28 protein-coding genes are annotated in these 25,287 nt (G+C 71.2%); 6 read left to right on the top strand and 22 right to left on the bottom strand.

Annotated features, from left to right (window positions below):
* Positions 1 to 19: 19 nt before the first annotated feature.
* The 7 genes from tatA to pafA all read right to left on the bottom strand — a co-directional run bounded on the left by tatA (position 20) and on the right by pafA (position 5,577).
* Positions 20 to 340, bottom strand: a complete 321-nt coding sequence (gene tatA, locus BMY97_RS05660) for a Sec-independent protein translocase subunit TatA (RefSeq protein WP_091613514.1) — start codon at positions 338 to 340, stop codon at positions 20 to 22.
* Between the two features lie 36 nt (positions 341 to 376).
* The gene (locus BMY97_RS05655) at positions 377 to 589 is read right to left on the bottom strand and encodes a bacteriophage holin (RefSeq protein ID WP_091613511.1); all 213 of its coding nucleotides are present in this window, start codon (positions 587 to 589) and stop codon (positions 377 to 379) included.
* Between the two features lie 9 nt (positions 590 to 598).
* Entirely contained in the window at positions 599 to 1,579 is a 981-nt protein-coding gene (locus BMY97_RS05650) for a helix-turn-helix transcriptional regulator (protein ID WP_091613508.1), read from the bottom strand.
* A complete protein-coding gene (locus BMY97_RS05645; RefSeq protein ID WP_091613505.1) occupies positions 1,576 to 2,568 on the bottom strand; it encodes a helix-turn-helix transcriptional regulator in 993 nt (330 codons plus the stop codon). The genes BMY97_RS05650 and BMY97_RS05645 overlap by 4 nt, the downstream gene beginning before the upstream one ends.
* Positions 2,569 to 2,577: 9 nt before the next feature.
* Entirely contained in the window at positions 2,578 to 3,012 is a 435-nt protein-coding gene (locus BMY97_RS05640; RefSeq protein ID WP_091613503.1) for a winged helix-turn-helix transcriptional regulator, read from the bottom strand.
* 75 nt (positions 3,013 to 3,087) lie between these two features.
* Positions 3,088 to 4,131 carry a WD40/YVTN/BNR-like repeat-containing protein gene (locus tag BMY97_RS05635; RefSeq protein ID WP_177231198.1) on the bottom strand — a complete coding sequence of 348 codons (1,044 nt, stop codon included), beginning with the start codon at positions 4,129 to 4,131 and terminating at the stop codon, positions 3,088 to 3,090.
* Between the two features lie 87 nt (positions 4,132 to 4,218).
* Entirely contained in the window at positions 4,219 to 5,577 is a 1,359-nt protein-coding gene (gene pafA, locus BMY97_RS05630; protein WP_091613500.1) for a Pup--protein ligase, read from the bottom strand.
* A 146-nt stretch (positions 5,578 to 5,723) separates the two neighbouring features.
* Between pafA and BMY97_RS05625 the strand changes: the two genes are divergently transcribed.
* Positions 5,724 to 7,223: a bifunctional phosphatase PAP2/diacylglycerol kinase family protein gene (locus BMY97_RS05625; protein WP_091613497.1), complete on the top strand. Its 1,500-nt coding sequence runs from the start codon at positions 5,724 to 5,726 to the stop codon at positions 7,221 to 7,223.
* A 160-nt stretch (positions 7,224 to 7,383) separates the two neighbouring features.
* Positions 7,384 to 8,571, top strand: a complete 1,188-nt coding sequence (locus BMY97_RS05620; RefSeq protein WP_425425234.1) for an alpha/beta hydrolase — start codon at positions 7,384 to 7,386, stop codon at positions 8,569 to 8,571.
* 155 nt (positions 8,572 to 8,726) lie between these two features.
* Here BMY97_RS05620 and BMY97_RS05615 read toward each other — a convergent pair whose 3' ends face one another.
* The 10 genes from BMY97_RS05615 to dop all read right to left on the bottom strand — a co-directional run bounded on the left by BMY97_RS05615 (position 8,727) and on the right by dop (position 17,201).
* Positions 8,727 to 9,851 (bottom strand): FAD-dependent oxidoreductase, encoded by a 1,125-nt coding sequence (locus BMY97_RS05615; protein ID WP_091613494.1) that lies wholly within the window; start codon positions 9,849 to 9,851, stop codon positions 8,727 to 8,729.
* A 15-nt stretch (positions 9,852 to 9,866) separates the two neighbouring features.
* Positions 9,867 to 10,514 carry a TetR/AcrR family transcriptional regulator gene (locus BMY97_RS05610; RefSeq protein ID WP_091613492.1) on the bottom strand — a complete coding sequence of 216 codons (648 nt, stop codon included), beginning with the start codon at positions 10,512 to 10,514 and terminating at the stop codon, positions 9,867 to 9,869.
* A gap of 9 nt (positions 10,515 to 10,523) precedes the next feature.
* Complete coding sequence (locus BMY97_RS47735) at positions 10,524 to 10,871, bottom strand: hypothetical protein (RefSeq protein ID WP_218156700.1); 348 nt, start codon at positions 10,869 to 10,871, stop codon at positions 10,524 to 10,526.
* Between the two features lie 128 nt (positions 10,872 to 10,999).
* Complete coding sequence (locus tag BMY97_RS47730) at positions 11,000 to 11,203, bottom strand: epoxide hydrolase N-terminal domain-containing protein (protein WP_218156699.1); 204 nt, start codon at positions 11,201 to 11,203, stop codon at positions 11,000 to 11,002.
* On the bottom strand, positions 11,200 to 11,937 hold the full coding sequence (locus BMY97_RS05600) for a class I SAM-dependent methyltransferase (protein ID WP_091613488.1): 738 nt from the start codon (positions 11,935 to 11,937) through the stop codon (positions 11,200 to 11,202). Before BMY97_RS05600 ends, BMY97_RS47730 begins: the two co-directional genes overlap by 4 nt.
* A 33-nt stretch (positions 11,938 to 11,970) precedes the next feature.
* Positions 11,971 to 13,428, bottom strand: a complete 1,458-nt coding sequence (locus tag BMY97_RS05595) for an amidase (RefSeq protein ID WP_091613486.1) — start codon at positions 13,426 to 13,428, stop codon at positions 11,971 to 11,973.
* 146 nt (positions 13,429 to 13,574) lie between these two features.
* Positions 13,575 to 14,357 (bottom strand): proteasome subunit alpha, encoded by a 783-nt coding sequence (gene prcA / locus BMY97_RS05590; RefSeq protein ID WP_091613483.1) that lies wholly within the window; start codon positions 14,355 to 14,357, stop codon positions 13,575 to 13,577.
* Between the two features lie 67 nt (positions 14,358 to 14,424).
* On the bottom strand, positions 14,425 to 15,288 hold the full coding sequence (gene prcB, locus BMY97_RS05585; protein ID WP_091613480.1) for a proteasome subunit beta: 864 nt from the start codon (positions 15,286 to 15,288) through the stop codon (positions 14,425 to 14,427).
* 127 nt (positions 15,289 to 15,415) lie between these two features.
* On the bottom strand, positions 15,416 to 15,610 hold the full coding sequence (locus BMY97_RS05580) for a ubiquitin-like protein Pup (RefSeq protein WP_091613477.1): 195 nt from the start codon (positions 15,608 to 15,610) through the stop codon (positions 15,416 to 15,418).
* 88 nt (positions 15,611 to 15,698) lie between these two features.
* Positions 15,699 to 17,201: a depupylase/deamidase Dop gene (gene dop, locus BMY97_RS05575; RefSeq protein WP_091613474.1), complete on the bottom strand. Its 1,503-nt coding sequence runs from the start codon at positions 17,199 to 17,201 to the stop codon at positions 15,699 to 15,701.
* A gap of 41 nt (positions 17,202 to 17,242) precedes the next feature.
* On the opposite strand from dop, the gene BMY97_RS05570 reads away from it, so the two are divergent.
* Positions 17,243 to 17,755 (top strand): NUDIX hydrolase, encoded by a 513-nt coding sequence (locus BMY97_RS05570; RefSeq protein WP_091613472.1) that lies wholly within the window; start codon positions 17,243 to 17,245, stop codon positions 17,753 to 17,755.
* On the opposite strand, the gene BMY97_RS05565 is transcribed toward BMY97_RS05570, so the two are convergent.
* From BMY97_RS05565 to BMY97_RS05555, 3 genes are all read right to left on the bottom strand, one after another.
* Positions 17,746 to 18,357 (bottom strand): hypothetical protein, encoded by a 612-nt coding sequence (locus BMY97_RS05565; RefSeq protein ID WP_091613469.1) that lies wholly within the window; start codon positions 18,355 to 18,357, stop codon positions 17,746 to 17,748. The two genes, BMY97_RS05570 and BMY97_RS05565, sit on opposite strands and share 10 nt — an antisense overlap.
* 69 nt (positions 18,358 to 18,426) lie before the next feature.
* The gene (locus BMY97_RS05560; RefSeq protein WP_091613466.1) at positions 18,427 to 19,350 is read right to left on the bottom strand and encodes an aldo/keto reductase; all 924 of its coding nucleotides are present in this window, start codon (positions 19,348 to 19,350) and stop codon (positions 18,427 to 18,429) included.
* 78 nt (positions 19,351 to 19,428) lie between these two features.
* On the bottom strand, positions 19,429 to 19,716 hold the full coding sequence (locus BMY97_RS05555; RefSeq protein WP_091613464.1) for a hypothetical protein: 288 nt from the start codon (positions 19,714 to 19,716) through the stop codon (positions 19,429 to 19,431).
* A gap of 168 nt (positions 19,717 to 19,884) precedes the next feature.
* Between BMY97_RS05555 and BMY97_RS05550 the strand changes: the two genes are divergently transcribed.
* Positions 19,885 to 20,799 (top strand): DMT family transporter, encoded by a 915-nt coding sequence (locus BMY97_RS05550; RefSeq protein ID WP_091613461.1) that lies wholly within the window; start codon positions 19,885 to 19,887, stop codon positions 20,797 to 20,799.
* A 70-nt stretch (positions 20,800 to 20,869) separates the two neighbouring features.
* Here the strand turns inward: BMY97_RS05550 and arc are convergent, their stop codons facing one another.
* Positions 20,870 to 22,672, bottom strand: coding sequence for a proteasome ATPase (arc, locus tag BMY97_RS05545; RefSeq protein WP_091613459.1), 1,803 nt, complete (start codon positions 22,670 to 22,672; stop codon positions 20,870 to 20,872).
* Between the two features lie 350 nt (positions 22,673 to 23,022).
* Between arc and BMY97_RS05540 the strand changes: the two genes are divergently transcribed.
* Entirely contained in the window at positions 23,023 to 23,931 is a 909-nt protein-coding gene (locus tag BMY97_RS05540) for a hypothetical protein (protein ID WP_091613456.1), read from the top strand.
* Between the two features lie 10 nt (positions 23,932 to 23,941).
* Entirely contained in the window at positions 23,942 to 24,406 is a 465-nt protein-coding gene (locus tag BMY97_RS05535) for a hypothetical protein (RefSeq protein WP_091613453.1), read from the top strand.
* Positions 24,407 to 24,409: 3 nt separating this feature from the next.
* Here BMY97_RS05535 and BMY97_RS05530 read toward each other — a convergent pair whose 3' ends face one another.
* Entirely contained in the window at positions 24,410 to 25,240 is an 831-nt protein-coding gene (locus BMY97_RS05530) for a tRNA (adenine-N1)-methyltransferase (RefSeq protein WP_091613450.1), read from the bottom strand.
* Positions 25,241 to 25,287: the final 47 nt, after the last annotated feature.

Below are 25,287 nucleotides of genomic sequence, written 5' to 3'. Positions count from 1 at the left end.
CCGGGTGGGGCCGGCTGGGTCAGCTGGCGTTCTTCTGCGGCTGGTCGGCGGCCTGCTGCTTCTTCAGCTCTTCGAGCTGGCGCTGCAGGTCGGCGACCTTGTCGTCCTGGCTGGTGACGCCGCTGGTGGTGCTGGTGGCGGCGACCGGCGGGATCTGCCTGGTCTCGGCCGGCTCGGCGTCTTCGGCGCTCTTCTCGCCCGAGAAGTCCTTGGTCTCGGCCTTGAAGATCTTCATGGACTTGCCGATGGCGCGGGCCGTGTCCGGAAGCCTCTTGGCACCGAACAGCAGAACCACGAGAAGCACCAGGATGATGATGTGCCACGGCTGCAGCGCGTTCATGGTCGGTGGCCTCCTTCTTTCCGTCTCAGGGAGATGTTACTGGTTTTCCGGTGCCTCGCGGCGCTGCACCACAGCCACGCGAAGTGCGGCGGAGCGGGCACGGAGCAGTCCGGTCCGGTCCTGGGTATTCGTAGCCACCATGCTCATGGTGCGGCGGAAACCGCGCAAGACCCTGAGCGTCCGCACGAGCAGGACAATCAGGACAAGAAGACCCGCCGCGAGGAGCACGACGGTCGGCAGGTAAGGCACGGCGTTACCTTAACGGTCGTAGGTTGACGGTAGGTGACGGGCACGGGCCACGGCGTCAGCTGCGCGCCGGCGGACCGCTTCGCCGAGTGCGGCGGGGCTCTCCACCAGCGCGTCCCCGGCGAGGCTGAGCACCAGGCGGACCATCCAGGACTCGTCGGCGTAGCGCATCCGGATCCGCAGCCGGCCGCCGGCCAGCTCGGCCAGCTCCTCGCACGGGTAGTACTCGGCGACCCAGCGCGCGTCCGGGCCGAGGACGAGCTCAGCCTCCTGCTGGTCCGGGCGCGGGGCGAAGAGGCCGTCGGACAGGTCGGTGGGCCGGGCGTGCGCGGGCGGCGCGGCGGGCTCGTCGAGCACGGTCAGCTCGTCGATGCGGTCGAGGCGGAAGAGCCGGACGCCTTCGACGCGGCGGCACCAGGCTTCGAGGTAGCCGACGGCCTGCACGATGAGCAGCCGCATCGGGTCCACGGTGCGCTCGGTGACCTGGTCCTTGGACGCGGTGTAGTAGCGGATCCGCAGCGCGCGCCCGGCCTGCAGGGCGGCGGCCACGGCCTCGCGGGTCTCGGCGGTGCGCTTGCCCTCGCGGACCCCGCCGGCGACGACCACGCCGGCGGGCTGGGCCTGGCCGGCGGCGACCTCGATCTTGGCGATGGAGCGGCGCACGGCGTCGGCGTCGACCACTCCCGGGGTCTCCGCCAGCGCGCGGAGGGCGACGAGCAGGGCGGTGGCCTCGCTGCCGGTGAGCCGCAGCGGCCGGTTCATGCCGGCGTCGTGGGTGACGACGATGGTGTCGCCTTCGAAGGACAGGTCGATCAGGTCGCCGGGGCCGTAGCCGGGCAGCCCGCACATCCACAGCAGCTCAAGGTCCTTGCGCAGCTGCTTGGGCGTGACGTCGAAGTCCTGCGCGGCGTCGTCGACCCGGATCCCGGGCCGGGCCAGCAGGTAGGGCACGAGCGCGAGCAGCCGGGGCATGCGCTCGGTGGAGCTGCTCATCGGCCGCTCCCCGCGGCGGTGCGGGCGAGGACGTCCTCGAGCCGGTGCTGCACGGCCTTGGCGAGCACGTCGGGCTCCAGCACCAGCACGTCGGGGCCCTGGGAGGCGATCCAGTCGGCGGCGGACTCGGGGAAGTTGAGCCCGATCTCGACCAGGTCGCCGGTTTCCCCGCCGACGGTCTCCCGGCCGACGACCTGGCCGCGGCGGCGGACCCCGGCCGCGCGGCCGTCGGCGATCCAGAGGCGGGCGGTGGTCACGGGCGCGGGCTCTTCGCCGCCGCTCGTGACCGAGACCAGCTGCAGCAGGTTGACGCCCTCGGGCCGGGTGACCGCGCCGGCCGGGCCGACGGCGGTGACCTGCCCGGTGACGCGGGAGAGCCGGAAGCAGCGGGTGGCGCCGCGGTCGCGGTCGTGCCCGACGACGTACCAGCGGGCGCGCCAGGACACCACGCCCCACGGTTCGAGGGTGCGCATCATCCGCTCCGGCGAGCCGACGCGCCGGTACTCGAAGCGGACGGCGCGGCCGTTCTGGACGGCGGCGAGCAGCGGCCCGAAAGCCGGCTCCGCGCGGACCCGCGGCTCGATCACGGTGGGGGCCTGGTCGTCCACCTCGACGCCGGCCGCGCGCAGCTTGACCAGCGCGCCCAGTGCCTGCCCGGTCAGCTCGGGCGAGTCCCAGAGCCGCACCGCCAGGCCGACGGCCGCGGCCTCGTCGGGGGCCAGGTCGATCTCGCCGAGCTCGTAGTCGCGGCGGGCGATGCGGTAGCCCTCGACGGCGTCGAAGGCGGAGTTGCGGCCGGTCTCCAGCGGGATGCCGAGCTCGCGCAGCTCGGTCTTGTCCCGCTCGAAGGTGCGGAAGAACGCCTCGTCGCTGGCCGCGTCGGTGTACCCCGGCACGATCCCGCGGATCCGCTCGGCGGTGAGGTACTGCCGGGTGGAGAGCAGGGCGAGCACGAGGTTGACCAGGCGTTCGGCGCGTGCGGTGGACACCTGACAACCCTAGCCCGCGCCGTGGTTCCCGATCGTGAGGTCCGGCGTGCGCGCGTCGTAACCGGCGCGCGCGGCGTCGACCTCGTCGAAGTGGGTCTCCGCCCAGTCCTTGAAGCCGGTCATCAGTGCCTGGAGGCCGGCGCCGAGGCCGGTCAGGGCGTAGTAGTCGACGCGCACCGGCACACCCGCGGTGACGGTGCGGGTGACCAGGCCGTCGCGTTCGAGGACGCGCAGGGTCTGGGTGAGCATCTTCTGGCTGACGCCGGCGATGCGGCGCGAGAGGTCGCTGTAGCGCTGCGGGCCGTCACCGAGCGCGACGAGGATCAGGCTGACCCATTTGCCGGCGATCTCGTCGAGCAGCTTCCGGGTCGGGCAGGCGGCCAGATAGGCGTTGTACGCGGCTTCTTCGGCTTGGCCGTCCTGCTCGGCGGTGCTGGTCGCCACGACGGACCTCCTGGTGCTGCCGACCCTGCTTCCCGTCGGAGAGTAGCTCCCCGCGGGTTCTGCGGGTAGGCGGCGTCAGCGGCCGAGCCGGGCGACGCGGCCCTGGACGCCGCTGGCCCAGCAGCTGCCGGACGCGGTGCAGTCGACCGTGTCGAAGCTGCCGGTGTCGAACGACGTCCAGTGCCGTCCGCCGTCGGGGCTGAGGTCGCTGCCGCCCGGGCCGACGGCGAGCACGGTGCCGCCGAGCCAGGCCAGCCCGGAGCGGTAGCCGTCCGGGTGCTGCGGCGGGGTGTGCCAGGTGCGGCCGCGGTCGCCGCTCAGCGCGACAGCGGGGCCGGGCGCGGTGGGGTTGGCGAAGTCGCCGCCGATGGCGACGCCTTGCCACGGCGTGCGGAACGCGAGCGCGAACACCCCGGCCGACGCGCTGCTGGGCAATGGGGTGACGGCGGCGCTCCAGTGCCGTCCGCCGTCGCCGGAGTGCAGGACCCGGGCCTGCGCGCCGCCGCCGGTGGCGAGCCAGGCGTCGGCCGGGCCGGAGGTGGTGACGCACTGGCCGCTGGCGGCGAAGCCGGCCTCGCCGGGCAGCGCGGGAGGGAACGCGGCGTCGGGGATCCGGTGCCAGCTGCGGCCGCCGTCGGAGGTGGCCTGCATCCGGAACTTCCCGTCGACGGGGTCGCTCATCGCCAGGCCGCGCCACGGGTCGAAAAAGGCCAGGCAGTCGTAGAAGGCCTTCGCGTCGGGGTTCTGGAACGTCTGGCGCCAGTGCCGCCCGCCGTCGTCGGTGCGGTAGACGCGGGAATCCTGGCCGGGCCCGATCGACAGGGTCACGGCGTGCTCGGCGTCGAACGCCTCGATGTCGCGGAACTCCAGCGTGCCGGTCCCGGGCGGGCCGACCGACGACCAGCTGCGCCCGCCGTCGACGGTCCGCAGCACGGTCCCCTGTGTCCCGCTGACCCAGGCGACGCGGCCGCTCACCGCCGAAAGGCCGCGGAACTGCGCGGTCACCCCGGTGGGTTCCAGCTGCCACGACGGCAGCCGTTCCGCGGCCGAGGCCGCCATCGGGGCCAGCAGGGGCAGGACCGCACCGATCAGGACGAGCACCGCACGCAGCAGACGCATGCGCCAGATCCTGCCGCACCGGGCCGGCGACTTTCGTAGGAAACGCGGATGGGGCCGCCCCAGCGGGACGGCCCCATCCGGTACCGGCTACAGAGAGCTGATCAGCCGTTCCACGCGCTCGTCGACCGAGCGGAACGGGTCCTTGCACAGCACGGTCCGCTGCGCCTGGTCGTTGAGCTTCAGGTGCACCCAGTCCACGGTGAAGTCGCGGCCGGCGGCCTGCGCGGCGGCGATGAAGTCGCCGCGCAGCTTCGCGCGGGTCGTCTGCGGCGGGGTGTCCTTGGCGACCTCGATCTCGCCGTCTTCGGTGACCCGGCGGACCAGGGCCTTGCGCTGCAGCAGGTCGAAGATGCCCCGGCCGCGGCGGATGTCGTGGTAGGCCAGGTCGATCTGCGCCACCCGCGGGCTGGACAGGTCCAGGTCGTGCTTGGCACGGTAGCGCTCGACCAGGCGGTGCTTGATGGCCCAGTCGATCTCGGTGTCGATCTTGCTGAAGTCCTGCTGCTCGACCGCTTCCAGCGCGCGGCCCCACAGCTCGATCACGCGGTCGTTCGCCGGGGTGGAGCCGTTCTCCTTCAGGTGCTGCACGGCGCGGGCGTGGTACTCGCGCTGGATGTCCAGCGCGGAGGCCTCGCGCCCGCCCGCGAGCCGGACCTGCCGCCGCCCGGTCAGGTCGTGGCTGATCTCGCGGATCGCGCGGATCGGGTTGTCCAGGGTGAAGTCCCGGAACTGGACGCCGGCCTCGATCATCTCGAGCACCAGGTTCGCCGACCCGATCTTGAGCATCGTGGTGGGCTCGGCCATGTTCGAGTCGCCGACGATGACGTGCAGGCGCCGGTAGCGCTCGGCGTCGGCGTGCGGCTCGTCGCGGGTGTTGATGATGGGCCGCGAGCGCGTGGTCGCGCTCGACACGCCTTCCCAGATGTGCTCGGCCCGCTGGGACAGGCAGTACACCGCGCCGCGCGGGGTCTGCAGGACCTTGCCCGCGCCGCAGATGAGCTGCCGGGTGACCAGGAACGGCAGCAGCACGTCGGCGATCCGGGAGAACTCCCCGGCCCGGGTCACCAGGTAGTTCTCGTGGCAGCCGTAGGAGTTGCCCGCCGAGTCGGTGTTGTTCTTGAACAGGAAGATGTCGCCGCCGATGCCCTCGTCCGCCAGCCGCCGCTCGGCGTCGACGAGCAGGTCCTCCAGGATCCGCTCCCCCGCCTTGTCGTGGGTGACCAGCTGGACCAGGTCGTCGCACTCCGCCGTCGCGTATTCCGGGTGCGAGCCCACGTCGAGGTAGAGCCGGGAGCCGTTGGACAGGAACACGTTCGACGAGCGCCCCCAGGACACGACCCGCCGGAAGAGATAGCGCGCCACCTCGTCGGGCGAGAGCCTGCGCTGGCCGTGGAAGGTGCACGTGACCCCGAACTCGGTCTCGATGCCAAAGATCCGCCGCTGCATCCCACCAGAGTAGGCGCTGGACCCCCTCCGACGGTGCGCCGTTCGGGCGGCGACACGCGGTCGGTACGTTGCGTTCGGTGAAAAAGCGCGCGAATCAGGCGCCCGCCGATCGCGCGCCCGGCTCGACGGACCGGAGGTCCCCCAGCGTGTTCTCGCAGCTCAGCCGGACGTTCCGGCGGGTCGGCCGGACCGATCGCGCCCTGATGCGGCGCAGTGCGGCGCTGCCGGAGACGCCCGCCGACCACGTGCTGGGATCGCTGTCGAAAGCGGCGAACCAGTCCCGGCTGTGGTGGGCCGCCGCCGCGGTGCTGGCGGCGCGCAAGGGCCCGGCGCGCCGGGGCGCGCTGCGCGGGGTGGCCGCGATCGCCGGGGCGAGCGCGGCGGCGAACCTGATCGGCAAGCCGCTGTTCCCGCGCCGCCGCCCGGCCGAGGACGAGGTGCCCGAGCACCGCCGGCTGCGGCAGCGCCCGTCCTCTTCGTCGTTCCCTTCCGGCCACGCCGCCTCGGCCGCCGCGTTCGTCACGGCGGTGGCGATGGAGTCGCCGCGCGCCGGCCTCGCCCTCGTCCCGCTCGCCGGCGCGGTCGCGTACTCCCGCGTGCACACCGGTGTCCACTGGCCCAGCGACGTCGGCGCGGGCATCGCGATCGGCGTCGGCGTCGCCGCGCTGACCCGGCACTGGTGGCCGCTGGGGCCCGACCGGCCCGCCCGCACCGCGCACCCCGCCGAAGCGCCCGAGATGCGCGACGGCGAGGACATGCTGGCACTGGTCAATCCGCACTCCGGCGTCGACGGGCACGACCCCACCGAGGACGTCCGCTACGCCTGGCCGAAGGCGACGATCCTCTACCCGGACCCGTCGCAGGATCTGCGCGACCAGCTCAACGCCGAGATCGACGCCCGGATCGGCGGCGTCCGCGCGCTGGGCGTGGCCGGTGGTGACGGGACGGTGGCCGCGGTCGCCTCGATCGCCGCCGAGCGGAACCTGCCGCTGGCCCTGATCCCCGCGGGCACCCTCAACCACTTCGCCCGTGACGTCGGGGTCCGCTCGATGCCGGACGCCGACGCCGCGACCGAGGCCGGCCACGCCGTCGGCATCGACCTCGGCGAGGTCGAGGTGACCGGAGCCGGGGAGCCGGGGCACCGCTGGTTCGTCAACACCGCGAGCCTCGGCGGTTACCCGGAAATGGTGCGGTTGCGTGAAAAACTCCAGGAGAAGCACCCGAAATGGCCGGCCGCGGCGATCGCGCTCGCCCGGGTCCTGCGCCGCGCCAAGCCGTTGCGGATCCTGCTCGACGGCCGGCCCGCCGAGGTCTGGCTGATCTTCGTCGGCAACGGCACCTACTCGCCGAAGGGCTTCGCCCCGTCCCGCCGCCCGGCACTCGACACGGGCCTGCTCGACGTCCGCTACCTGCGCGCCGACCTGCCGTACTCGCGGGCCCGCTTCCTGCTCGCGATGGTCACCAACAGCCTCAACGCCAGCCACGTCTACCAGCAGCTCGACCGGCCCGAACTGCACGTGCGGCTGCTCGACGGCAACCGCCGCGTGGCCACCGACGGCGAGGTCGGCCCGCTCGGCCAGGAGTTCCGCTTCCGCGCCAGGCCCAGCGCCCTCACCATCTATCGCAGCCGTGAACAGGGTATTTGAGGCACTCTTTACCTTTTCTCAACAAATCCACAGCAACCGGTTCCTAAGATGAGCTTTCGAAGTGCGGGCGACCCTTGCCCGCACCGGCTCATGGCAGGGATTCCCAGTTGCGTTTGCTTTCCCGCGGCGGCTCGTGCTGCACCCGACCGGCGGTGCGCCGGTGATCCCCCAGGCCGCCGTCGACCCGGTCCTGCCGCCCGAGGTCACCGCGCAGGCCCGTGACCTGGGACCGCTGGAATCCCCGCTGATCTGGCTCACCGCCGCCGGCGCCGCGGTCGCCATCCTCGCCGTCACCATCGCGCTGTCGCGCAACCGGCGCGCCCGGCGCTGGGGAATCTCGGGCGCGGTGGCGCTTTTCCTCGTCGCGGCCGTCACCGCGGTCAACAGCTACGTCGGCTACGTCCGCACGCCCGAGGACCTCGGCCGCCTCTTCGCCCGCGGCTCCGGTGCCGCCAGCGCGGTGGGCCAGCTCCTCACCGACGGCGGCGGCGAGTCGGACGCCATCACCCCTGCCAGCCAGGCCACCGCCGCGCACCAGCAGCCGAGCAGCGGCCAGGCGATCCAGGTGTTCAGCGTCGCCGACCCCGCCCGCAACGTGCCGTCGGGCGACAATTACGTGATCCTCCCGCCCGGCTACTCCGACCCGGCCAACGCGCACCACCGTTACCCCGTCGTCTACCTCATCCACGGCTACCCGTACGGCGGCCCGCGAGACTGGCTGACCTCGGGCTCGGCCCCGGACACCCTCCGCAGCCTGGAGGCGGCGAAGGTGATCGAGCCGATGATCGTGGTCAGCGTGGACATGACCGCCGGCCAGCCCAGCAAGGACTGGGAGTGCCTCGACGTGCCCGGCGGCCCCCAGCTCGAGACCTACCTGGCGAAGACCGTCGTCCCCGCCGTCGACCACCGCTACCGCACCGTCGCCGACCGGCGGCACCGCGCGCTCGGCGGCATGTCCGGCGGCGGCTTCGGCGCGCTCAACATCGGCCTGCACCACGTGGACGAGTTCTCGAACCTGGTCATCGCCCTGCCCTACGACGACCTCAACGACTCCATCGGGGTGCTCAACGGCAACCAGGCCGCGATCGCCGCCAACACCCCGCGCCGCTACCTGCCCACCATGGCCTTCAGTGCGCCGGTCTCGGTGATGCTCGCGGTCGGCACCGGCGCCCCCACGGACGTCGCCACCGCCCGCCGCATCGCCGCCGCCTTCCACGAACGCGGCCAGGAAGCCGTCGTCCACTCCGAACACGGCTTCAACCACACCTGGCACACGGCGCGGGCGACCCTGCCGTACCTGCTCGCCTTCGCCGACCAGAACTTCCGGGGTGCTGGGCCGGCGTCCTGAGCCGGGGCTTCTTGTCCATCGCGGAGGAGATGGCCAGGCGACGGTCGTCCAGGCACCCGGCTCCCGCTCCGGAGTCCGAGATTTCGTTGCAGCGCACCGTGAACAGCCTCGAAGCGCGGACGTGCCGTGCGGCTCAGCCATGATCGGTGGTTTCCTCAGGCGGTCTGCTCGTCCCGGCCGAAGAAGTTCTTCGCGTCCTCCAGCGTGGGAGTGTTGGCGGCTTCGGCGGCGGCCGCTGCCGAAGCCGCGGCGCTGCGGGGGAACAGGGCTTGCTCGTATGCGGTGAGCGCGGCCTCGACGTCGCCGGGGTGGGCGGCGAGGGCCTGGCCGAGTTCGGCACCGTCCTGCATGGCCAGGTTGGCGCCTTCGCCGTTGGGGACCGAAAGGTGGGCAGCGTCGCCGAGCACGGTGACGCCCGGCAGGCGGTTCCACCGGTGCCCGATCGGCAGGGTGTAGTGCGGGCGCAGGACCGGCGGGGTGTCGCTTTCGGTGATCAGTGCGGTGAGTTCCGGGGCCCAGCCGTCGAATTCCCGCGCGATCCGGGCGGTCGCCGCGGCGGCGTCGGCGAAATCGATCGCGGCGAACCAGTCCTGGGGCTCAGTGAGCGCCACGTAGGCGTGCAAGGTGTCGCCGCTTTCCCGGTGAGCGTGGATTTCCCGGCCCGGCGCGGGCGCCATCAGCGCTCCCCCGCCGACGGCTTTGGCGGCGGCGGGGTGGCGGGTGTCGGCGTTGTACAGATAGGTCTCGACGAACGTCGTGCCGGCGTACTCGGGCGTGGCGCCGGAAAGCAGTGGCCGGACGCGTGACCACGCGCCGTCCGCGCCGACCAGCAGGCTCGCGGCAATGGTTGTGCCGTCGGCGAAAGTCACCTCGTGACCGCCGCCGTCCAGGGTCTGGACGCTGCCGACTTTGTGTCCCCAGTGGACGGTGCCGGCCGGGAGCGAGTCGAGCAGCAGCTGCCGCAGATCGGCGCGCTGCACTTCGGGGCGTCCGCCCGTGCCGTCGTCGTCCTGTTCGAAGAGGACAGTGCCGTCCGTGTTGAGGATCCGGATCGCTTGGCGGCCCTCGAGAACGAGTCCGCGGAGCTCGTCCGTCAGGCCGGCGGCCTCGAGGGCGCGCTGTCCGTTGTAGTCGTGGATGTCGAGCATCCCGCCCTGCGAACGCGCCGACGGGGAGGGCTCCGCCTCGTGGACCGTCGCCGGGATTCCGTGGACGTGCAGGACGCGGGCCAGGGTGAGGCCGCCGAGTCCGGCACCGATGATCGTGACGGGAGTGGGCATGGTGAAACTCCTTGGCTAGGTGGCTTCCGCCGCCGGGGCGTGGAAGCTCCGGAAATGCCGGTCGAGGTCGTCGAACACGGCCTCGACCGCGGGCGTGAGTTCGTCGGCCACCGCCGCCGGGGACGTTCCGTCCACGACGCTGTGGCCGATGCGCTCGAACAGCAGCTGGAACACCGAGACGAGTGCGGCCGCGTGCGCGCGGGCGATCGCGGGATGGACGTCGGGGCAGGTCTCGGTGATCGCGGCGGCGATCACCTCGGCGTGCTGGTCGTAGGCCTCGAGGGTCAGCCGGCGGATGGTGGGGCTGCTGACGCAGAGCGCGGGGAGCGCACCACGCGCCAGCCCGAGGTCGGCGCCGCGATGCCGCTCGATGTGCTCGAGGGCCAAGGGGCGCAACGCCACGGCCGGGCTCGTCCCGTCCGGCCGTTCGAGGACCGTTTTCGCATACAGGTCACGGATTTCCTCGGCCAGGTCGAACGCGAGGTCCTGCTTGGCCGGGAAGTAGTTGTAGACGGTCTGGTCCGACACCTCCGCCGCCCGCGCGACGTCGACGATCGAAACCTGGTCATAACCGTGCTCGGCGAACAACCGCGCGGCGGTGTCGGCGATGTGCCGGCGCGTCTGCGCCTTCTTGCGCTCCCGGAGCCCTGTCTCCTTGACCATGAACCCAGGTTAGCACGAAACTTTGGTTTCGCCAAAGTTTCGTGCTAGCCAAAAAACGTCAAGGTCGGCGGCCGTGGAAGGTGCGGCGCAGGTCGCCCACCCAGACGTCGGGGTTCTGAAGTGGCCGCCGTGCTCGTGCGCGGTGACGTTGACGTGGTTGAACCACCCGGCCTGCGGACCGGCTTTGAACGCCCGGACCCGCTCTTCGGCGGAGTGGATGCCGGGCGGGTTCTCGTAGGTGACCAGGGTGAGGCCGACCGGGGCCGCCACGACCGGGGTGCGGTCGTGCGCGCGGGTCCAGGGGTGGCGGTTGGCATTGGCGTAGTACCGCATCGAAGTGGCGATGGAGTTGTTCACCCAGTAGATCGTGGCGTGGGTGAGCAGGTCGTCCTTGGTGAAGACGGACTCGACGTCGCCACCGTTGTCGCTCCAGGCGTTCCAGCGCTCCAGGATCCGGGCGCGGACGTCGTCGGGCTGGTCCTCGCTCAGCGGCCGGTTGCGTACTTGCGCCAGTCGTAGCTGCCGCGCCAGTAGGCGACCAGCTCACCGACGTAGCTCGCCGGGACGCCGTAGGACCAGTCCTCGTTCCCCTCGTCCAGCGGCGGCCGGGTCGACGCGAGCCGGGCGCGCAGATCGTCGAGGACCGCGTCGGGCACCCGGATCGGAGTGGGCTCCAGCGGGAAGGTCACTCCGCCTCCAGGACGAAGAACAGGAAGCACAGGAACGCTTGCTTGTCGCCGAACGTCTCGGGGAAACGCTCGCGGGCGCCCGGCGCCGGATACGGCTCGCTGACGACGGCGGTCCGGAACCCGGCCGCGGTGAAGGCGTCCGTCATCGCGTGCAACGGCCGGTGCCAGTAGGTGAGCACGGCCTTCTGGCCGCTGAAGGTGTACTCCTCGGACCACTTCTCGATCGCGAAGTAGCTGCCTTCGGGGTGGACCATCTTGTAGATGATCGGGTGGTTGACGGCCAGGATCAGCCGGCCACCGGGCTTCAGCACCCGATGCAGCTCGGCCAGCGGCGCGGTCCAGTCCTCCAGGTAGTGCAGGACCAGCGACACGACGACGTCGTCGAACGCCCCAGCGGCGAACGGCAGCGGCTCGGCGATGTCGGCGACCTGCAGGGCCGCGTCCTCACCGAGCCGCTGCCGGGCCAGCTCCACCATCTTCGTGCTGGCATCGAAGCCGGTCACGGTCGCGCCGCGGTCACGCAGCTGCGCGAACAGCGGCCCGGCGCCGCAGCCGGCGTCCAGGACCTGCCGGCCGGCCACATCCCCGGCCAGGTCCAGGATCGCGGGCCGCGTGTAGTAGGCGTTGATCAGGCTGGTCTCGGTTTCGGCCGTATAAGCCTCGCCGAAGGTGTTGTAGTCGTTGACCACGGCTTCGTCGGCAGAACGCTCGGAACTCTCGGAAACGGAAGGCATGCAACCGATCCTGGCACGATCGCCCCCGGCGGCTCAGGAGAAACCGGGCGGCGGGGTGAATCCGCCGAACTCCTGCTCGACCAGCTCCGCGAACCGCAGTGTGGTGCGGTCTTCGAGATACGGGCCGACGATCTGCATGCCGAAGGGCAGCCCTTCCGGGGAGCGCCCGATCGGCACCGCGGTCGCCGGCAGCCCGGTCAGCGTGGCGACGCTCGGCCAGAGCAGATGGCTGTCGTAGGGGTACGCCGTGCCGTCGATCTCCAACGCACGGGCGTAACGGTCCGCGTGGTCGTGGGGGAACGCCGGTGTCGGGGAGCTCGGGCACAGCACCACGTCGAACTCCCGGAACAGGCGCCGCCACTGGTCGGCCAGGCCCACCCGAACCCGGTCCGCCCGGACCCAATCGGCGTGGCTCGCCACGATTCCCCGGGTCATGATCGCCTGCACCGTGTCGGTGCCCGGTGGAAGGTCGGCGACAGCGGCCGCTGCCGCCTCGTGCGCCTCAGGCGGCATATCCACGCCGAATCGCGACGCCAGCAGCGTCAAATAGGTCTTCGCGGTCAGCTCCAGGTCGGGCAGCAGCTCGCTGTGCCGCGCGACGGTGGCGCCGGCCTTTTCGAGCCCTTGCGCGATCCGGTCGAACCCCTCACTGATGACCGCCGCCGTCGGCACCAGCGGATGGCTGTCGACGAGCAGCACCCGGAAGTCACCGAGTCCGGCGCCGCGCGACGGTGGCAACGTCAGCTGGTAGGCGATCGCCTCGACCTCGTCGGGACCGGCGAGCAGCAGGGTCGCCAGCGTCAGGTCGGCCGCGCTGCGGGTCATCGCCCCGACCACGGCGAGGTCCGGCGGGGCCGGCAGCGCGGGCACCCGCGGCGGCACGCTGCCACGACCCGGCAACAGCGGCAGCGACGGCTTGTGCGCGAACACCCCGCAGAAATGCGCCGGCACCCGCAGCGACCCGCCGATGTCGGAGCCGAGCGCGAGCGAGACGTACCCCGCCGCCAGCGCCGCCGCCGAACCACCGGACGAGCCACCCGGGGAGCGCGCCAGATCCCAAGGATTGCTGGTGGTGCCGTAGATGTCGTTGTAGGACTGCCAGTCGTGCAGCAGGTGCGGCACATTCGTCTTCCCGACGACGACCCCGCCCGCGTCCTTCACCCGCGTCACCAGCACCGCGTCCTCGGCCGGCTCCCAGCCCTCCGCCTCCGGTATCCCCCAGGTGGTCGGCAGGCCGGCGACGTTGATCGATTCCTTCACCGCCACCGGAACCCCGAGCAGCGGCGCGCGCTCACCCCGCGCCAGGGCCGCGTCCGCCTGCTTCGCGGCCGCGCGGGCACGGTCGAAGTCCCGCACCACCACGGCGTTGACCTTCTCGTCGAGCTCTTCGATCCGCGCGATGCTCAGCTCCAGCAGCTCGGCAGCCGACACACTCCTGGCCCCCAGCGCCGCCACCTGCTCACGCAGTGTCGCGAATTCCAGTCCGGACATACGTCCCCCCTCGGATCCGTCTCAGATTACGGAGACCACCAAGCCATTTTCCGTCCCGCACCGGATGAGGCTCAGCTCCCCCGGAAACGCAAGACGGGCCGCACCTGGGAAAACCCGGCGCGGCCCATCCGGGCACAACCCGACCGTCACTCCTTCGCGGAGTCACCCTTCGCGTCGGAGCCCTTGTCCTTCTCGTCCTTCGCGTCGTCGTCCTTCTTCTCCGGCGGAGCCGGCAGCAGCGCGTCCAGCGCCGCACCGGTCAACCGGCGGAACGCCCGCCGCGGACGGTCCCGGTCCAGGACCGCGACCTCCAGCTTGATCTGGTCCGGCACCCCGCCATTGCCGTTCGACGAAGCCGCGACCGTCGCCTTCAACGCCTCCACCGCCGTGCCCAGCGCGGTCTCGAGGTCGTGGTCCGGGTCGACCGTGTCCTTCAGCTTCGTGCTGATCGGCTCGGTCTGCCCGCCCATCACCACATACGGCGACTCGTCGAAGATCGAACCGTCGTAGGTCAGCCGGAACAGCTGGTCCTCGGCCTGGCTCGACCCCACCTCCGCCACACAGACCTCCACCTCGAACGGCTTCAGCTGCTCGGTGAAGATGCTGCCCAGCGTCGCCGCGTACGCGTTCGCCAACGCCCGCGCGGTCACATCCCGCCGGTCGTACTGGTAGCCCTTCAGATCCGCGTGCCGGATCCCGGCCACCCGCAGGTTCTCGAACTCCGAGTACCGGCCGACCGCGGCGAACCCGATCCGGTCGTAGATCTCCGAGACCTTGTGCAACGTCGCCGACGGATTCTCGGCCACGAACAGGATCCCGCCCCGGTACTTCAGCACCACGACGCTCCGGCCGCGCGCGATGCCCTTGCGCGCCAGCTCGGAACGCTCCCGCATCAGCTGTTCGGGAGAGGCATACAACGGCATCGTCACGGTGTCGGCTCCACGTTCCTCGGTGTAACGGCGTTCGATGGTCCAGTGCTGAGCGCGATCACAGGCCTCAGCTCGTCCGGTGGTGCGTCCGCTCGGCCCGACCTGCCACCACGGCCTCCGCCACCGCGGCCGTCTCCTCGGCCGGCAGCTGCACCGCACCGTGCTCCGCGGTGATCGTGACCACGGTCGGGAAGATCCGCCGCACCATGTCCGGCATGCCGCTCGCCGTGTCGTCGTCCGCCGCGTCGTACAACGCCTCCACGGCCGACCGCACCGCCGCCTCGGCATCCGCATCGGGGTCGTACAGCTTCTTCAGCGCCGACTTCGCGAACAGCGAACCCGAACCCACCCCGGCGTACCCGGCGTTCTCCTCGTACCGGCCGCCCGCCGCGTCGTACGACACGATCCGGCCGGCGTGCTTCGCGTCCACGGCCTCCAGGTCGTACCCGACGAACAACGGCACCACCGCCAGCCCCGCCATCGCCATGTCCAGGTTGGCCTTCACCATCCCGGCCAGCTTGTTCGTCTTGCCGTCCAGCGACAGCGTGACGCCCTCGATCTTCTCGTAGTGCGCCAGCTCCACCGCGTACAGCCGCACCATCTCCACGGCCAGCCCGGCCGTGCCCGCGATGCCCACCGCCGAGTACTCGTCGGTGACATGGACCTTCTCCATGTCCCGGCTCGCGATCAGGTTCCCCGACGTCGCCCGCCGGTCACCCGCGATCAGCACGCCCCCGGCGAAAGTCAGCGCCACGATCGTCGTCCCGTGCGGCACGCCCAGCTCGCCCGCCCCCGACGGCACCCGGCGCGCCGGCAACAGCTCAGGCGCCTGGTCCCGCAGGAAGTCCGCGAACGAAGACGACGCCGGCGAGAAGTACGCGGCAGGCAGACCCGGACCGGAAAGCCCCGCGCGAGGGGAGGTGTTGTCCATACGTGCTCTTGGTTCCCATCTGTGCTGTGGTTGTCCCGACGAACCCATCGCGCACCCGCGACCACCGCCCCGCGACACGGTCACAGTGACACCGTGACATCCCGGGGACGGCGACCACGGGAGACGACTACTCGCCGCCCTTCTGCACGTAGGCGCGCACGAAGTCCTCGGCGTTCTCCTCCAGCACGTCGTCGATCTCGTCGAGGATCGTGTCGACGTCCTCGCCGAGCTTCTCGCGCCGTTCCTGACCCGCCGCTCCGGCCGCCTCGAACTCCTCGTCGGAGTCGCCGCCGCCGTGCTTCTCGACCTTCTCCTGCGCCATCTCGCCTCCCGGTGTGGCTGATGATTCCTAGCCTACCCAGCGGCCCCGACATTCGGGGCCACGCCGCGACCGCGATCCCCCGGACGCCCTAGTCCGAACCGGTGATGGCCTCGACCAGCTCCTCCGCCGTCGCCGAAGCGTCCAGCAGCTTCCCGACGTGCGCTTTCGTCCCCCGCAGCGGCTCCAGCGTCGGGATCCGCACCAGCGACTCCCGGCCCACGTCGAAGATCACCGAATCCCACGACGCCGCCGCGATCGAAGACGCGTACTTCTCCAGCGCCCGGCCCCGGAAATACGCCCGAGTGTCCGAAGGCGGCGTCGTGATCGCCGCCTGGACCTCCTCCTCGGTCACCAGCCGCTTCATCGAGCCCCGCGTGACCAGCCGGTTGTACAGGCCCTTGCCCAGCCGCACGTCCGAATACTGCAGGTCCACCAGCCGCAGCCGCGGCGCGCCCCACGCCAGCTGGTCCCGCTCCCGGTACCCCTCCAGCAGCCGCAGCTTCGCCGGCCAGTCCAGCCGGTCCGCGCACTCCTGCGGATCCCGCGCCAGCGCGTCCAGCGTCTCGCCCCAGACCCGCAGCACCTCCTTCGAGGCCTCGTCCGCGCTCGTCCGCTCCAGGTTCGCCGCCGCGATCTCGTGATACGCGAACTGCAGGTCCAACCCGGTGAACTTCTTCCCGTTCGCCAGCTCGACCTGCACCTTCAAGGTCGGGTCGTGGCTGATCTGGTGCACCGCGCGCACCGGCTCGTCCAGCTTCAGCTCGTCGAACCGGATCCCCGACTCGATCAGGTCCAGCACCAGCGCCGTGGTCCCGACCTTCAGATAGGTCGAGTACTCCGCCAGGTTCGCGTCGCCCACGATCACGTGCAGCCGCCGGTACTTGTCCGCGTCCGCGTGCGGCTCGTCCCGCGTGTTGATGATCCCGCGCTTCAACGTCGTTTCCAGGCCGACCTCGACCTCGATGTAGTCCGCGCGCTGCGAGAGCTGGAACCCGGCCTCCTCGCTCTGCTGCCCGATCCCCACCCGGCCCGAGCCCGTGATCACCTGCCGCGACGCGAAGAACGGCGTCAGCCCCGCGATCACCGCGGTGAACGGCGTCGACCGCGCCATCAGGTAGTTCTCGTGCGTGCCGTAGCTCGCGCCCTTGCCGTCCACGTTGTTCTTGTACAGCTGCAACGGCGGCTGCCCGGGCACGGTCGCCGCCTTCAGCGCGGCCTCCTCCATCACCCGCTCGCCCGCCTTGTCCCAGATCACCGCGTCCCGCGCGTTCGTGACCTCGGGCGCCGAGTACTCCGGATGCGCGTGGTCCACGTACAACCGCGCCCCGTTGGTCAGGATGACGTTCGCCGCCCCCAGGTCCTCCACGTCCGGATCGTGCCCCGGGCCGCCCGGACCCGTCAGGTCGAACCCGCGCGCGTCCCGCAGCGGGGACTCCACCTCGTAGTCCCAGCGGGCCCGCCGGGCCCGCGGGATGTCCGCCGCCGCCGCGTAGGCGAGCACGACCTGAGTCGAGGTGAGCACCGGGTTCGCCGTGGCGTCCCCGGGCACGGCGATGCCGTATTCGACTTCGGTTCCCATGATCCGACGCATGCCACCCACCCTACGGGGTACACCCGTGCGACGATGCCCCCATGCCAGGCAGTGACGAACTCGTTGCCCTCTATGACCGAACCGGCCGCGCCACCGGCGAGGTCCTCCGCTCCCGCGTCCGCGCGGAAGGACTGTGGCACGCGGCGGGCGTCGTGCTGGTCCGTTCGGGCGACGGCGAATCCGTCTACGTCCACCTCCGCACCCCGGACAAGGACGTCTTCCCGTCCACCTGGGACTGCTGGGCCGGCGGCGTGGTCGCCGCGGGCGAGACCCCCGCCGAATGCGCCCGCCGCGAGCTCGCCGAAGAACTCGGCGTCCACGGAGTGGAACCGGAACCGCTGTTCACCCTCGTCTACGACCAGGGCACAGTCCACTGCCACAACTTCGCCTTCGAAGTCCGGTGGGACGGACCCATCCGCCACCAGCCCGAGGAGATCGTCGAGGGCCGCTGGATCCCGCTCGAACAGCTACGCGCCTGGGTCGAAGACCCCACCCGGCCGTTCATCCCCGACGGCCGCGCCGGCGTCCTCGAATGGTTCCGCCGCTACCGCTGAGCAACCAGCTTCGCCACCAGCTTCGGCAACAACCGCTTCGCCACGTCCGCCGCCCTCGTCGGCGTGCTCGCCGCGACACTCAGCGCCGACACGAGATTCCCCTTCGCCACCAGCACGGTGCACGTCGAACCCTCACACCACGCGCGCAGCCCGGTCACGCCCTCCTGCGCCGGCAGCGAAAGCACTGTCCCCGCGCAGTCCGCCCCGGACACCACGTCCGCACCGGACCGGTCCGGATAAGCCGTCACCTGGTGATCCAGCACCGAGCCACTCGGATACACCCAGCTCGCCGACCGCTGCTCCCCCGGCGCCAAACCGGTGAGACAGCCCGAGACCTTGCCCGCACCCGGGTGCACGCCCTCTTCGGCAACGTCCTCATCGGACAGCAGCGCGCCCGGAACCGCCGCGACCGCCGCCTTTGGCGGGTCCGGTTTCGGCACCACGGGCACGGCCGGCGGGCGCGGCGCCGCAGTGGCCGAGGGCGTATCGCTCACGGGCGCCGGATCGTCGTAGTACGTCTCGAGATTGTTGGGCCGATTGCCGCACCCGGCCAGCCCGACGAACGCGACCGCGGCCACGGCGAGCACCTGCCGATGACGCACTTGCTGCCCCTCCGCAAGATCCGCGCCCCGCCCAGCCGGAACGCGATGCAGCGAGGGTAGTGCAGCCCCTCAGTCCCACCCGAGCCGGGACCGGTGCTGCCAGTACCCGACCGGCTCCTCGGCGACCGCAGCCAGCCCGGCCAGCTCCTCCGCGCCCAGCGAGACCTCCGCGGCGGCCAGGTTCGCCGCCAGCTGAGCCGGGCTCGACGGCCCGATCACCGCCGCCGACACCCATTCCTGCGCCAGCACCGCCGCGACCGCCACCGCGTCCGGCCCCGCCCCGTGCGCCGCGGCGATCCGCGCCACCACCGGCGGAGCCTCGACCGCGAGCCGCCCGTTCGCCAGCGTCTCCTTGACCAGCACGCGTTTCCCGGCCGCCCGCGCCTCCGCGAGCGCGGCACCGGCCGAGGTTTCCAGCACGTTCCAGGTGGACTGCACCGACGTGAACACCGGCCGCCCCGCCACCTCCAGCCCGAACGCCCGCCGCACCGCGTCCGCCTGCGCCGGCCCGGACGTCGAGAACCCCACCTCGACCCCGGACGCGGAAAGCTCAGCCAGTGCCTCGATCAGCGGCTCGTCCGAGAACAGCGGACTGTCCACAGTGAGCGAATGCACCTGGTAGAGGCTCACCCGGTCACCCAGCAGCGCGCGCGTCTGCGCCCACTGCTCGCGGAACCGCGCCGCCGTGTGCTCCTTGACCTCGTGGACGTCGGCGTCCAACCGCCAGTCGCCGACGTAGCGGTAGCCCCATTTGCTCGACACCGTCACGTCGGTGTGGCCGCGCTCGTCGAGCCAGCCGGCCAGAAACTCCTCCGACAGCCCGTACGAGCGCGCCACATCGACCCACCGGACGCCCGCGCGATAGGCGTCGTCCAGCACGGCGTGGGTGGCGGCCCGCATCGCCGCGACGTCCCGTGACGCCGGCAGGTCCCGGCCCAGGTTGATGTACGCGGGCCGGCCCAGTGCGGCGAGCCCCACCGCGATGCGATCCATGACTTCCCTTGTCGTTGCTGAGTTTTTGAGTCAGGTGACTACGACTGATTTTTCTGGAACGCGAGGCCGTATAGGTCGTTATACACTTTGATTGTGCCGGAGGATGGCCAGCCATTGGCCGGAGTTCTGGGCTTGGCGGTGGAGTTTCTCGAGTCGCGCGGCCGGGGCGCGGACGTAGCCCTTGCCGAAGACCGGCGCGATCTGGCGGAGGCTCGCTCCCTCCTCGCGGGCGGCCAGCAGTGCCCAGTCGGACGCGTCGGCGCACGCGGCCGAGGCGCGGCGCAGCTCCCCCAGCAGCTCGATCAGCTCCGGCGCGCCCACCTCCCCCGCCCGGACGGCGGCCGCCGTCGTCTCCAGCCAGGCCATGACGTCGGCTTCGGTGATCGGCGCGCGCGGCCGACCTGCGTCATCTGAGCTCACGACTGGAAGTATAGGGCGTTATACAGCGGTCTTCGGCGTCCGGTCCGAAAACCGCTGGCCCCGCGGCGCGGCGACCCGTTGACTGGGCTGGAATTCACGAAGACCGGGAGGACCATGCCCAGGCGGTTCGGTGTCACGGCGCGGTTCGTCGCGCTGGCGACGGTATGGGGTGCCAGTTTCCTGTTCATCAAGGTGGGCCTCGAAGGCCTCTCCCCCGCGCAGGTCGCGCTGGCCCGGGCCGGCTTCGGCGCGCTCGGACTGGCCGTGATCCTGGTGGTACGACGGCGCCCACTCCCCCGCGACCCGGCGCTCTGGGGCCATCTCGCGGTCGTCTCGGTGCTGCTGTGCGTGGGGCCGTTCCTGTTGTTCTCCTGGGCGGAGCAGTACATCCCGTCCGGGCTGGCCAGCATCTTCAACGCGACCACACCGTTGCTGACGATGCTCTTCGCCGCCGCCACGCTCCCGGCGGAGCGCCTCACCCGACCGCGGACTGTGGGCTTGCTGCTCGGTTTCGCGGGTGTGCTGACGCTCGTCGGTGTGTGGCAGGGCATCGACCTGACCCATGAGCTGACCGCACAGCTGGCCTGCCTGGGCGCCACGACCTGTTACGGCGCGGCGTTCGTCTACCTGCGCCGTTTCGTGTCGCCGCGCGGCGCCGACCCCGTCACCGTCGCGTTCGGACAGGTCGGCTTCGCCACGGTGATCCTGGGACTGCTGGCCCCCGCGGTAGCCACCTCGCCGGTCCACCTCAGCACCGCCGTGGTCCTCAGCATGCTCGTGCTCGGCGTGTTCGGGACAGGTGTCGCGTACGCGTGGAACACCGCCATCGTTGCCGCCTGGGGAGCCGCCAACGCGTCCGCGGTGACTTACCTCACACCAGTGGTCGGCGTGGTGCTCGGAGTGGTCGTGCTGAACGAGCCCGTGCACTGGAACGAACCCGTCGGCGCGGTCCTGGTGGTGCTCGGGATCCTGGCCTCGCACGGACGGCTCCGGCCGCGCCGGAAGGCCGCGCTCACCGCCGGTCCCTGAGGGATTTTCCGGCCCGGACACGGCATGTGGGGCCGCCGGCGAACCGGCGGCCCCACATGCTCCGTGCCTCTTACAGGTACTGACCCGTGTTGGTGGCGGTGTCGATCGCCCGCCCCGAGTCCTGGTTCTTGCCGGTGACGAGGGTGCGGATGTAGACGATCCGCTCCCCCTTCTTGCCGGAGATCCGGGCCCAGTCGTCCGGGTTCGTGGTGTTCGGCAGGTCTTCGTTCTCCGCGAACTCGTCGACGATCGCGTCCAGCAGGTGCTGCACGCGCAGGCCGGGCTGGTTGGTCTCCAGCACGGACTTGATCGCCGACTTCTTCGCCCGGTCCACGATGTTCTGGATCATCGCGCCCGAGTTGAAGTCCCGGAAGAACAGGACCTCCTTGTCCCCGTTGGCGTAGGTCACCTCGAGGAACCGGTTTTCGTCGCTCTCCTCGTACATCCGCTCGACGGTGTGCTGGATCATCGCGTCGAACGTCGCCTTCTGGTCCCCGCCGAACTCCGCCAGGTCGTCGGCGTGGATCGGCAGGCCTTCGGCCAGGTACTTGGAGAAGATGTCCTTCGCGCCTTCGGCGTCCGGACGCTCGATCTTGATCTTGACGTCGAGCCGGCCCGGCCGCAGGATCGCCGGGTCGATCATGTCCTCGCGGTTGGAGGCGCCGATGACGATGACGTTCTCCAGTCCTTCGACACCGTCGATCTCCGAGAGCAGCTGCGGCACGATCGTGGTCTCCACATCGGAGGACACGCCCGAGCCACGGGTGCGGAAGATCGAGTCCATCTCGTCGAAGAACACGATGACCGGGGTGCCCTCGGACGCCTTCTCGCGAGCCCGCTGGAAGATCAGGCGGATGGACCGCTCGGTCTCGCCGACGAACTTGTTGAGCAGCTCGGGACCCTTGATGTTCAGGAAGTAGGACTTCCCGTCCTCGTTGTCGCCCCGGGCCAGCGCCACCTTCTTGGCCAGGGAGTTGGCCACCGCCTTGGCGATGAGCGTCTTCCCGCAGCCCGGAGGGCCGTACAGCAGCACGCCCTTCGGCGGCCGCAGCTGGTACTCCTGGTAGAGGTCGGCGTGCAGGAACGGCAGCTCCACCGCGTCGCGGATCTGCTCGATCTGCCGGCTGAGGCCGCCGATGTCCTCGTAGCGGACGTCCGGCACCTCCTCCAGCACCAGGTCCTCGACCTCGGCCTTGGGCACCCGCTCGTAGGCGTACCCGGCCTTGGAGTCGACGAGCAGCGAGTCCCCCGGCTTCAGGGGCTGCTCGGCCAGCAGATCGGAGAGCAGGACGACCCGCTCCTCGTCCGCGTGCCCGACGACGAGTGCGCGAAGGCTTTCGCCCTCCACCTCCGCCGCGAGCACCTCACGCAGGGAACACACCTCACCGGTGCGCTCGAAGCCGCCGCCTTCGACGACGGTGAGCGCCTCGTTGAGCCGCAGCGACTGGCCACGTTGCAGCGACGAGACCTCCACGGCCGGCGACACCGAGACCCGCATCTTGCGGCCCGAGGTGTAGACGTCCACCGTGTTGTCCTCGTACGCCGCCACGAACACGCCATAGCCGCTGGGCGGCTGGGCCAGCCGGTCGACCTCCTCGCGGAGGGCGAGCAGCTGTCCCCGTGCTTCACGCAGGGTCTCGACCAGCTTGGTGTTGCGCTCGGTGAGCTGGCTCACCCGCTCCGACGCCTCGGCGAGGCGCTGTTCGAGAACCCGGTTCTGTCGCGGCGAATCGGTCAGTTTGCGGCGCAGCAGCGCCACTTCCTCCTCGAGAAAACGAATCTGCCGGGCTTCCTCGTTCGATGGCTGCCCTGCTCCGCTCGTTGCTGAAGGGTCGGCCTCCTCGCGCCGACCTCCGGGAAGGTCATGATGCATTGGGCACCTCCTCGGAGTGCTTTTCATTCCACGGTACCGGCGATCACCGACAAGAAAAGGCCTTTCCGCATTACAAGATCGGCGCGTCGCGTCTTCTCCGCCCGCCCAGCACGGTGGCCACCGCAGCGCAAGCGGCCATTTCGGTGCCCGGGCACCGGACCGCGACACGCCGTGTTCCACCAGGCGAAAGCGAGCAGCACAGAGATACCCGCCACGCTGCCCGTCGAACCCTGTTTTCGGCCCAGATCCGGCCTCGGCGCACGGATCCGGCCGCCGATGGCTAGCATCGGCCGCGACCTCACCACACCTGGTGGCCGGGTCTCGACGCGCAGCAGCTAGGGGGCACAGACATGACCTACCCGCCGCAGCAGCCCGGCGGCTACGGCCAGCAGGGCGGCGGTTACGGGCAGCAGCCGGATCCGTACGGCCAGCCGCAGCAGCCCGGCTACCCCCAGTCGGGCCCGCAGCAGCAGCCCGGCTACCCCGGGGCCGGACCGCAGTACGGCCAGCAGCCCGGCGGGTACCAGGGCGGCTACCCCCAGCAGCCCGGCTACGGGCAGCAGCAGCCGGGCTACCCCCAGTCCGGCCCGCAGCAGCAGCCGGGCTACCCGGGCGGGACACAGCAGTTCCCGCAGCAGGACGCCTACCAGCAGGGCGGATTCGGCGACCAGTACGGCCAACCGGGTGGTTATCCGCAGGGCGGCTACGGTGAGCAGCCCCCGCCGAAAAAAAAGAAAACCGGCCTGATCATCGGCATCGCGATCGGCGCCGTGGTCGTCGTCGGCGGGGCGGTCGGGCTCGTCATCGGCTTGTCCGGCAACAACGACAACTCCTCGAACACCGCCGCGCCGCCGGCCTCGAGCGCGCCGAAGAACCCCGCGCCGAGCCAGCCGAAGAGCAGCTCGCCGACCCAGCCGTCCAGTTCGGGGTCCGCCCCGGCGACCGGGGCCGGCGGCACCGGTCCCGCGCCCGGCGGCAAGGCGTCGTCACAGGAGCTGTTCCAGGCCGCCGCGGCCGACTTCAGCGCCGGTGACGGCAAGGCGCTCTCGACGCTCGCCTGCCGCAGCATCTACTCCGGCGGCGCCGTGGACATCCAGACCATCCAGGTCCAGCTCACCGGCACCGCGCAGGAGAACGGCGACAGCGCCACCGTGCGCTACACGGCCACGCAGGGAACGAAGACGGCGAACGGGACCATGACGTCCAAGCGCGAGTCCGGCGTCTGGTGCCTCGTGGACGCCCAAGCGGACAAGAAGTGAAACCCCGGCGGTGAGCGGACGGCTCACCGCCGGGCTCGCCCTGCTCGGCGCGCTCGTGGCCGGGGTGGTGATCGGGCTGCTCCTGGTCGCCCCCGCCGGCCCCGACGACGCTGCCGCTCCCCCGGCATCACCGCCTTCGACGACGACCGCCGCGCGCCCCACCTCGACGACTCCGGCGCCGGATGCCGACGTCGCCGCGGTCACGGTCCTCGCGCACGCCATCGCCGACGCGATCCAGCGCCGGGACGCGACCAAGTTCGGCACCCTCACCTGCCGTCCGCAGACCTCGGCTGCGCTGTCCGCCTTGCAGAAGCGCTGGGACGCGGCCGGGCCGATGGCCGTCACCCTGCCCGAGGCGCCGACCGTCGACGGTGATTCGGCCAGCGTGAACATCCACGTCGAGGGCACCGGCGGCCGCAAGCAGACGCCCTTCCCGATGCACCGTGAAAACGGCCGCTGGTGCGTGCCGGGCTGAGGTTCAGCCCTTGCCCTTGCTGGGCCGCCGCGAAACCCGCGGGGACACCGTGCCGTCCGCCAGCCGCCGCGCGGTGAGCAGGAACGCGGTGTGCGCGACCATCCGGTGGTCCGGCCGCACCGCCAGGCCGACCACGTGCCACGGGCGCACCAGCGATTCCCACGACTCCGGCTCGGTCCAGCACTGCTGCTCCCGCAACGACTCCGTCACCCGGGACAGCTGGGTCACCGTCGCCACGTAGACGGTCAGCACGCCGCCCGGCACCAGGTGCGCGGCGACGTTCGGCAGCTGGTCCCACGGCGCCAGCATGTCCAGCACCACGCGGTCCACCTCGCCGGTGTGCGTGGCGAGGTCGGCGACGGTGAGCGACCAGTTGTCCGGCTTCCCGCCGAAGAACTTCACCACGTTGCGCTCGGCGTGCTCGGCGTGGTCGTCGCGGATCTCGTACGACGACACCCGCCCGGCCGGGCCGACCGCGCGCAGCAGCGAACAGGTCAGCGCGCCGGACCCGGCACCCGCTTCCAGCACGCGCGCACCGGGGAAGATGTCGCCGAACATGACGATCTGCGCGGCGTCCTTGGGGTAGATCACCTGGGCGCCGCGCGGCATCGACAGGATGTAGTCCGGCAGCAGCGGCCGGAGCGCGAGGTAGGTGCTGCCGCCCGCGGACGTCACCACCGAGCCCTCGGGCAGCCCGATCAGGTCGTCGTGGGCGAGGGCGCCGCGATGGGTGTGGTACTCCCCGCCGTCGGCGAGGGTCAGGGTGTAGTGGCGGCCCTTCGAATCCGTCAACTGAACCCGGTCACCCACACTGAACGGTCCGCTGACCGACAACTTCGTCCTCCACCCTCACGCGAAACGCTGGCGTCAGATCTTCCCAG

The organism is Amycolatopsis saalfeldensis (assembly GCF_900110575.1).
Taxonomy (GTDB): domain Bacteria; phylum Actinomycetota; class Actinomycetes; order Mycobacteriales; family Pseudonocardiaceae; genus Amycolatopsis; species Amycolatopsis saalfeldensis.
Note: the sequence above shows the minus strand (reverse complement) of the source record. Positions and strands in the feature narration are given on the sequence as shown.

Bases quoted from the DNA above. Each gene is read 5' to 3' on its own strand.
- tatA (WP_091613514.1), bottom strand. From the start codon at position 340: ATGAACGCGCTGCAGCCGTGGCACATCATCATCCTGGTGCTTCTCGTG.
- BMY97_RS05650 (WP_091613508.1), bottom strand. From the start codon at position 1,579: ATGAGCAGCTCCACCGAGCGCATGCCCCGGCTGCTCGCGCTCGTGCCC.
- BMY97_RS05635 (WP_177231198.1), bottom strand. From the start codon at position 4,131: ATGCGTCTGCTGCGTGCGGTGCTCGTCCTGATCGGTGCGGTCCTGCCC.
- pafA (WP_091613500.1), bottom strand. From the start codon at position 5,577: ATGCAGCGGCGGATCTTTGGCATCGAGACCGAGTTCGGGGTCACGTGC.
- BMY97_RS05615 (WP_091613494.1), bottom strand. From the start codon at position 9,851: ATGCCCACTCCCGTCACGATCATCGGTGCCGGACTCGGCGGCCTCACC.
- BMY97_RS05610 (WP_091613492.1), bottom strand. From the start codon at position 10,514: ATGGTCAAGGAGACAGGGCTCCGGGAGCGCAAGAAGGCGCAGACGCGC.
- BMY97_RS05600 (WP_091613488.1), bottom strand. From the start codon at position 11,937: ATGCCTTCCGTTTCCGAGAGTTCCGAGCGTTCTGCCGACGAAGCCGTG.
- BMY97_RS05595 (WP_091613486.1), bottom strand. From the start codon at position 13,428: ATGTCCGGACTGGAATTCGCGACACTGCGTGAGCAGGTGGCGGCGCTG.
- prcB (WP_091613480.1), bottom strand. From the start codon at position 15,288: ATGGACAACACCTCCCCTCGCGCGGGGCTTTCCGGTCCGGGTCTGCCT.
- BMY97_RS05580 (WP_091613477.1), bottom strand. From the start codon at position 15,610: ATGGCGCAGGAGAAGGTCGAGAAGCACGGCGGCGGCGACTCCGACGAG.
- dop (WP_091613474.1), bottom strand. From the start codon at position 17,201: ATGCGTCGGATCATGGGAACCGAAGTCGAATACGGCATCGCCGTGCCC.
- BMY97_RS05570 (WP_091613472.1), top strand. From the start codon at position 17,243: ATGCCAGGCAGTGACGAACTCGTTGCCCTCTATGACCGAACCGGCCGC.
- BMY97_RS05560 (WP_091613466.1), bottom strand. From the start codon at position 19,350: ATGGATCGCATCGCGGTGGGGCTCGCCGCACTGGGCCGGCCCGCGTAC.
- BMY97_RS05555 (WP_091613464.1), bottom strand. From the start codon at position 19,716: ATGGCCTGGCTGGAGACGACGGCGGCCGCCGTCCGGGCGGGGGAGGTG.
- BMY97_RS05550 (WP_091613461.1), top strand. From the start codon at position 19,885: ATGCCCAGGCGGTTCGGTGTCACGGCGCGGTTCGTCGCGCTGGCGACG.
- arc (WP_091613459.1), bottom strand. From the start codon at position 22,672: ATGCATCATGACCTTCCCGGAGGTCGGCGCGAGGAGGCCGACCCTTCA.
- BMY97_RS05540 (WP_091613456.1), top strand. From the start codon at position 23,023: ATGACCTACCCGCCGCAGCAGCCCGGCGGCTACGGCCAGCAGGGCGGC.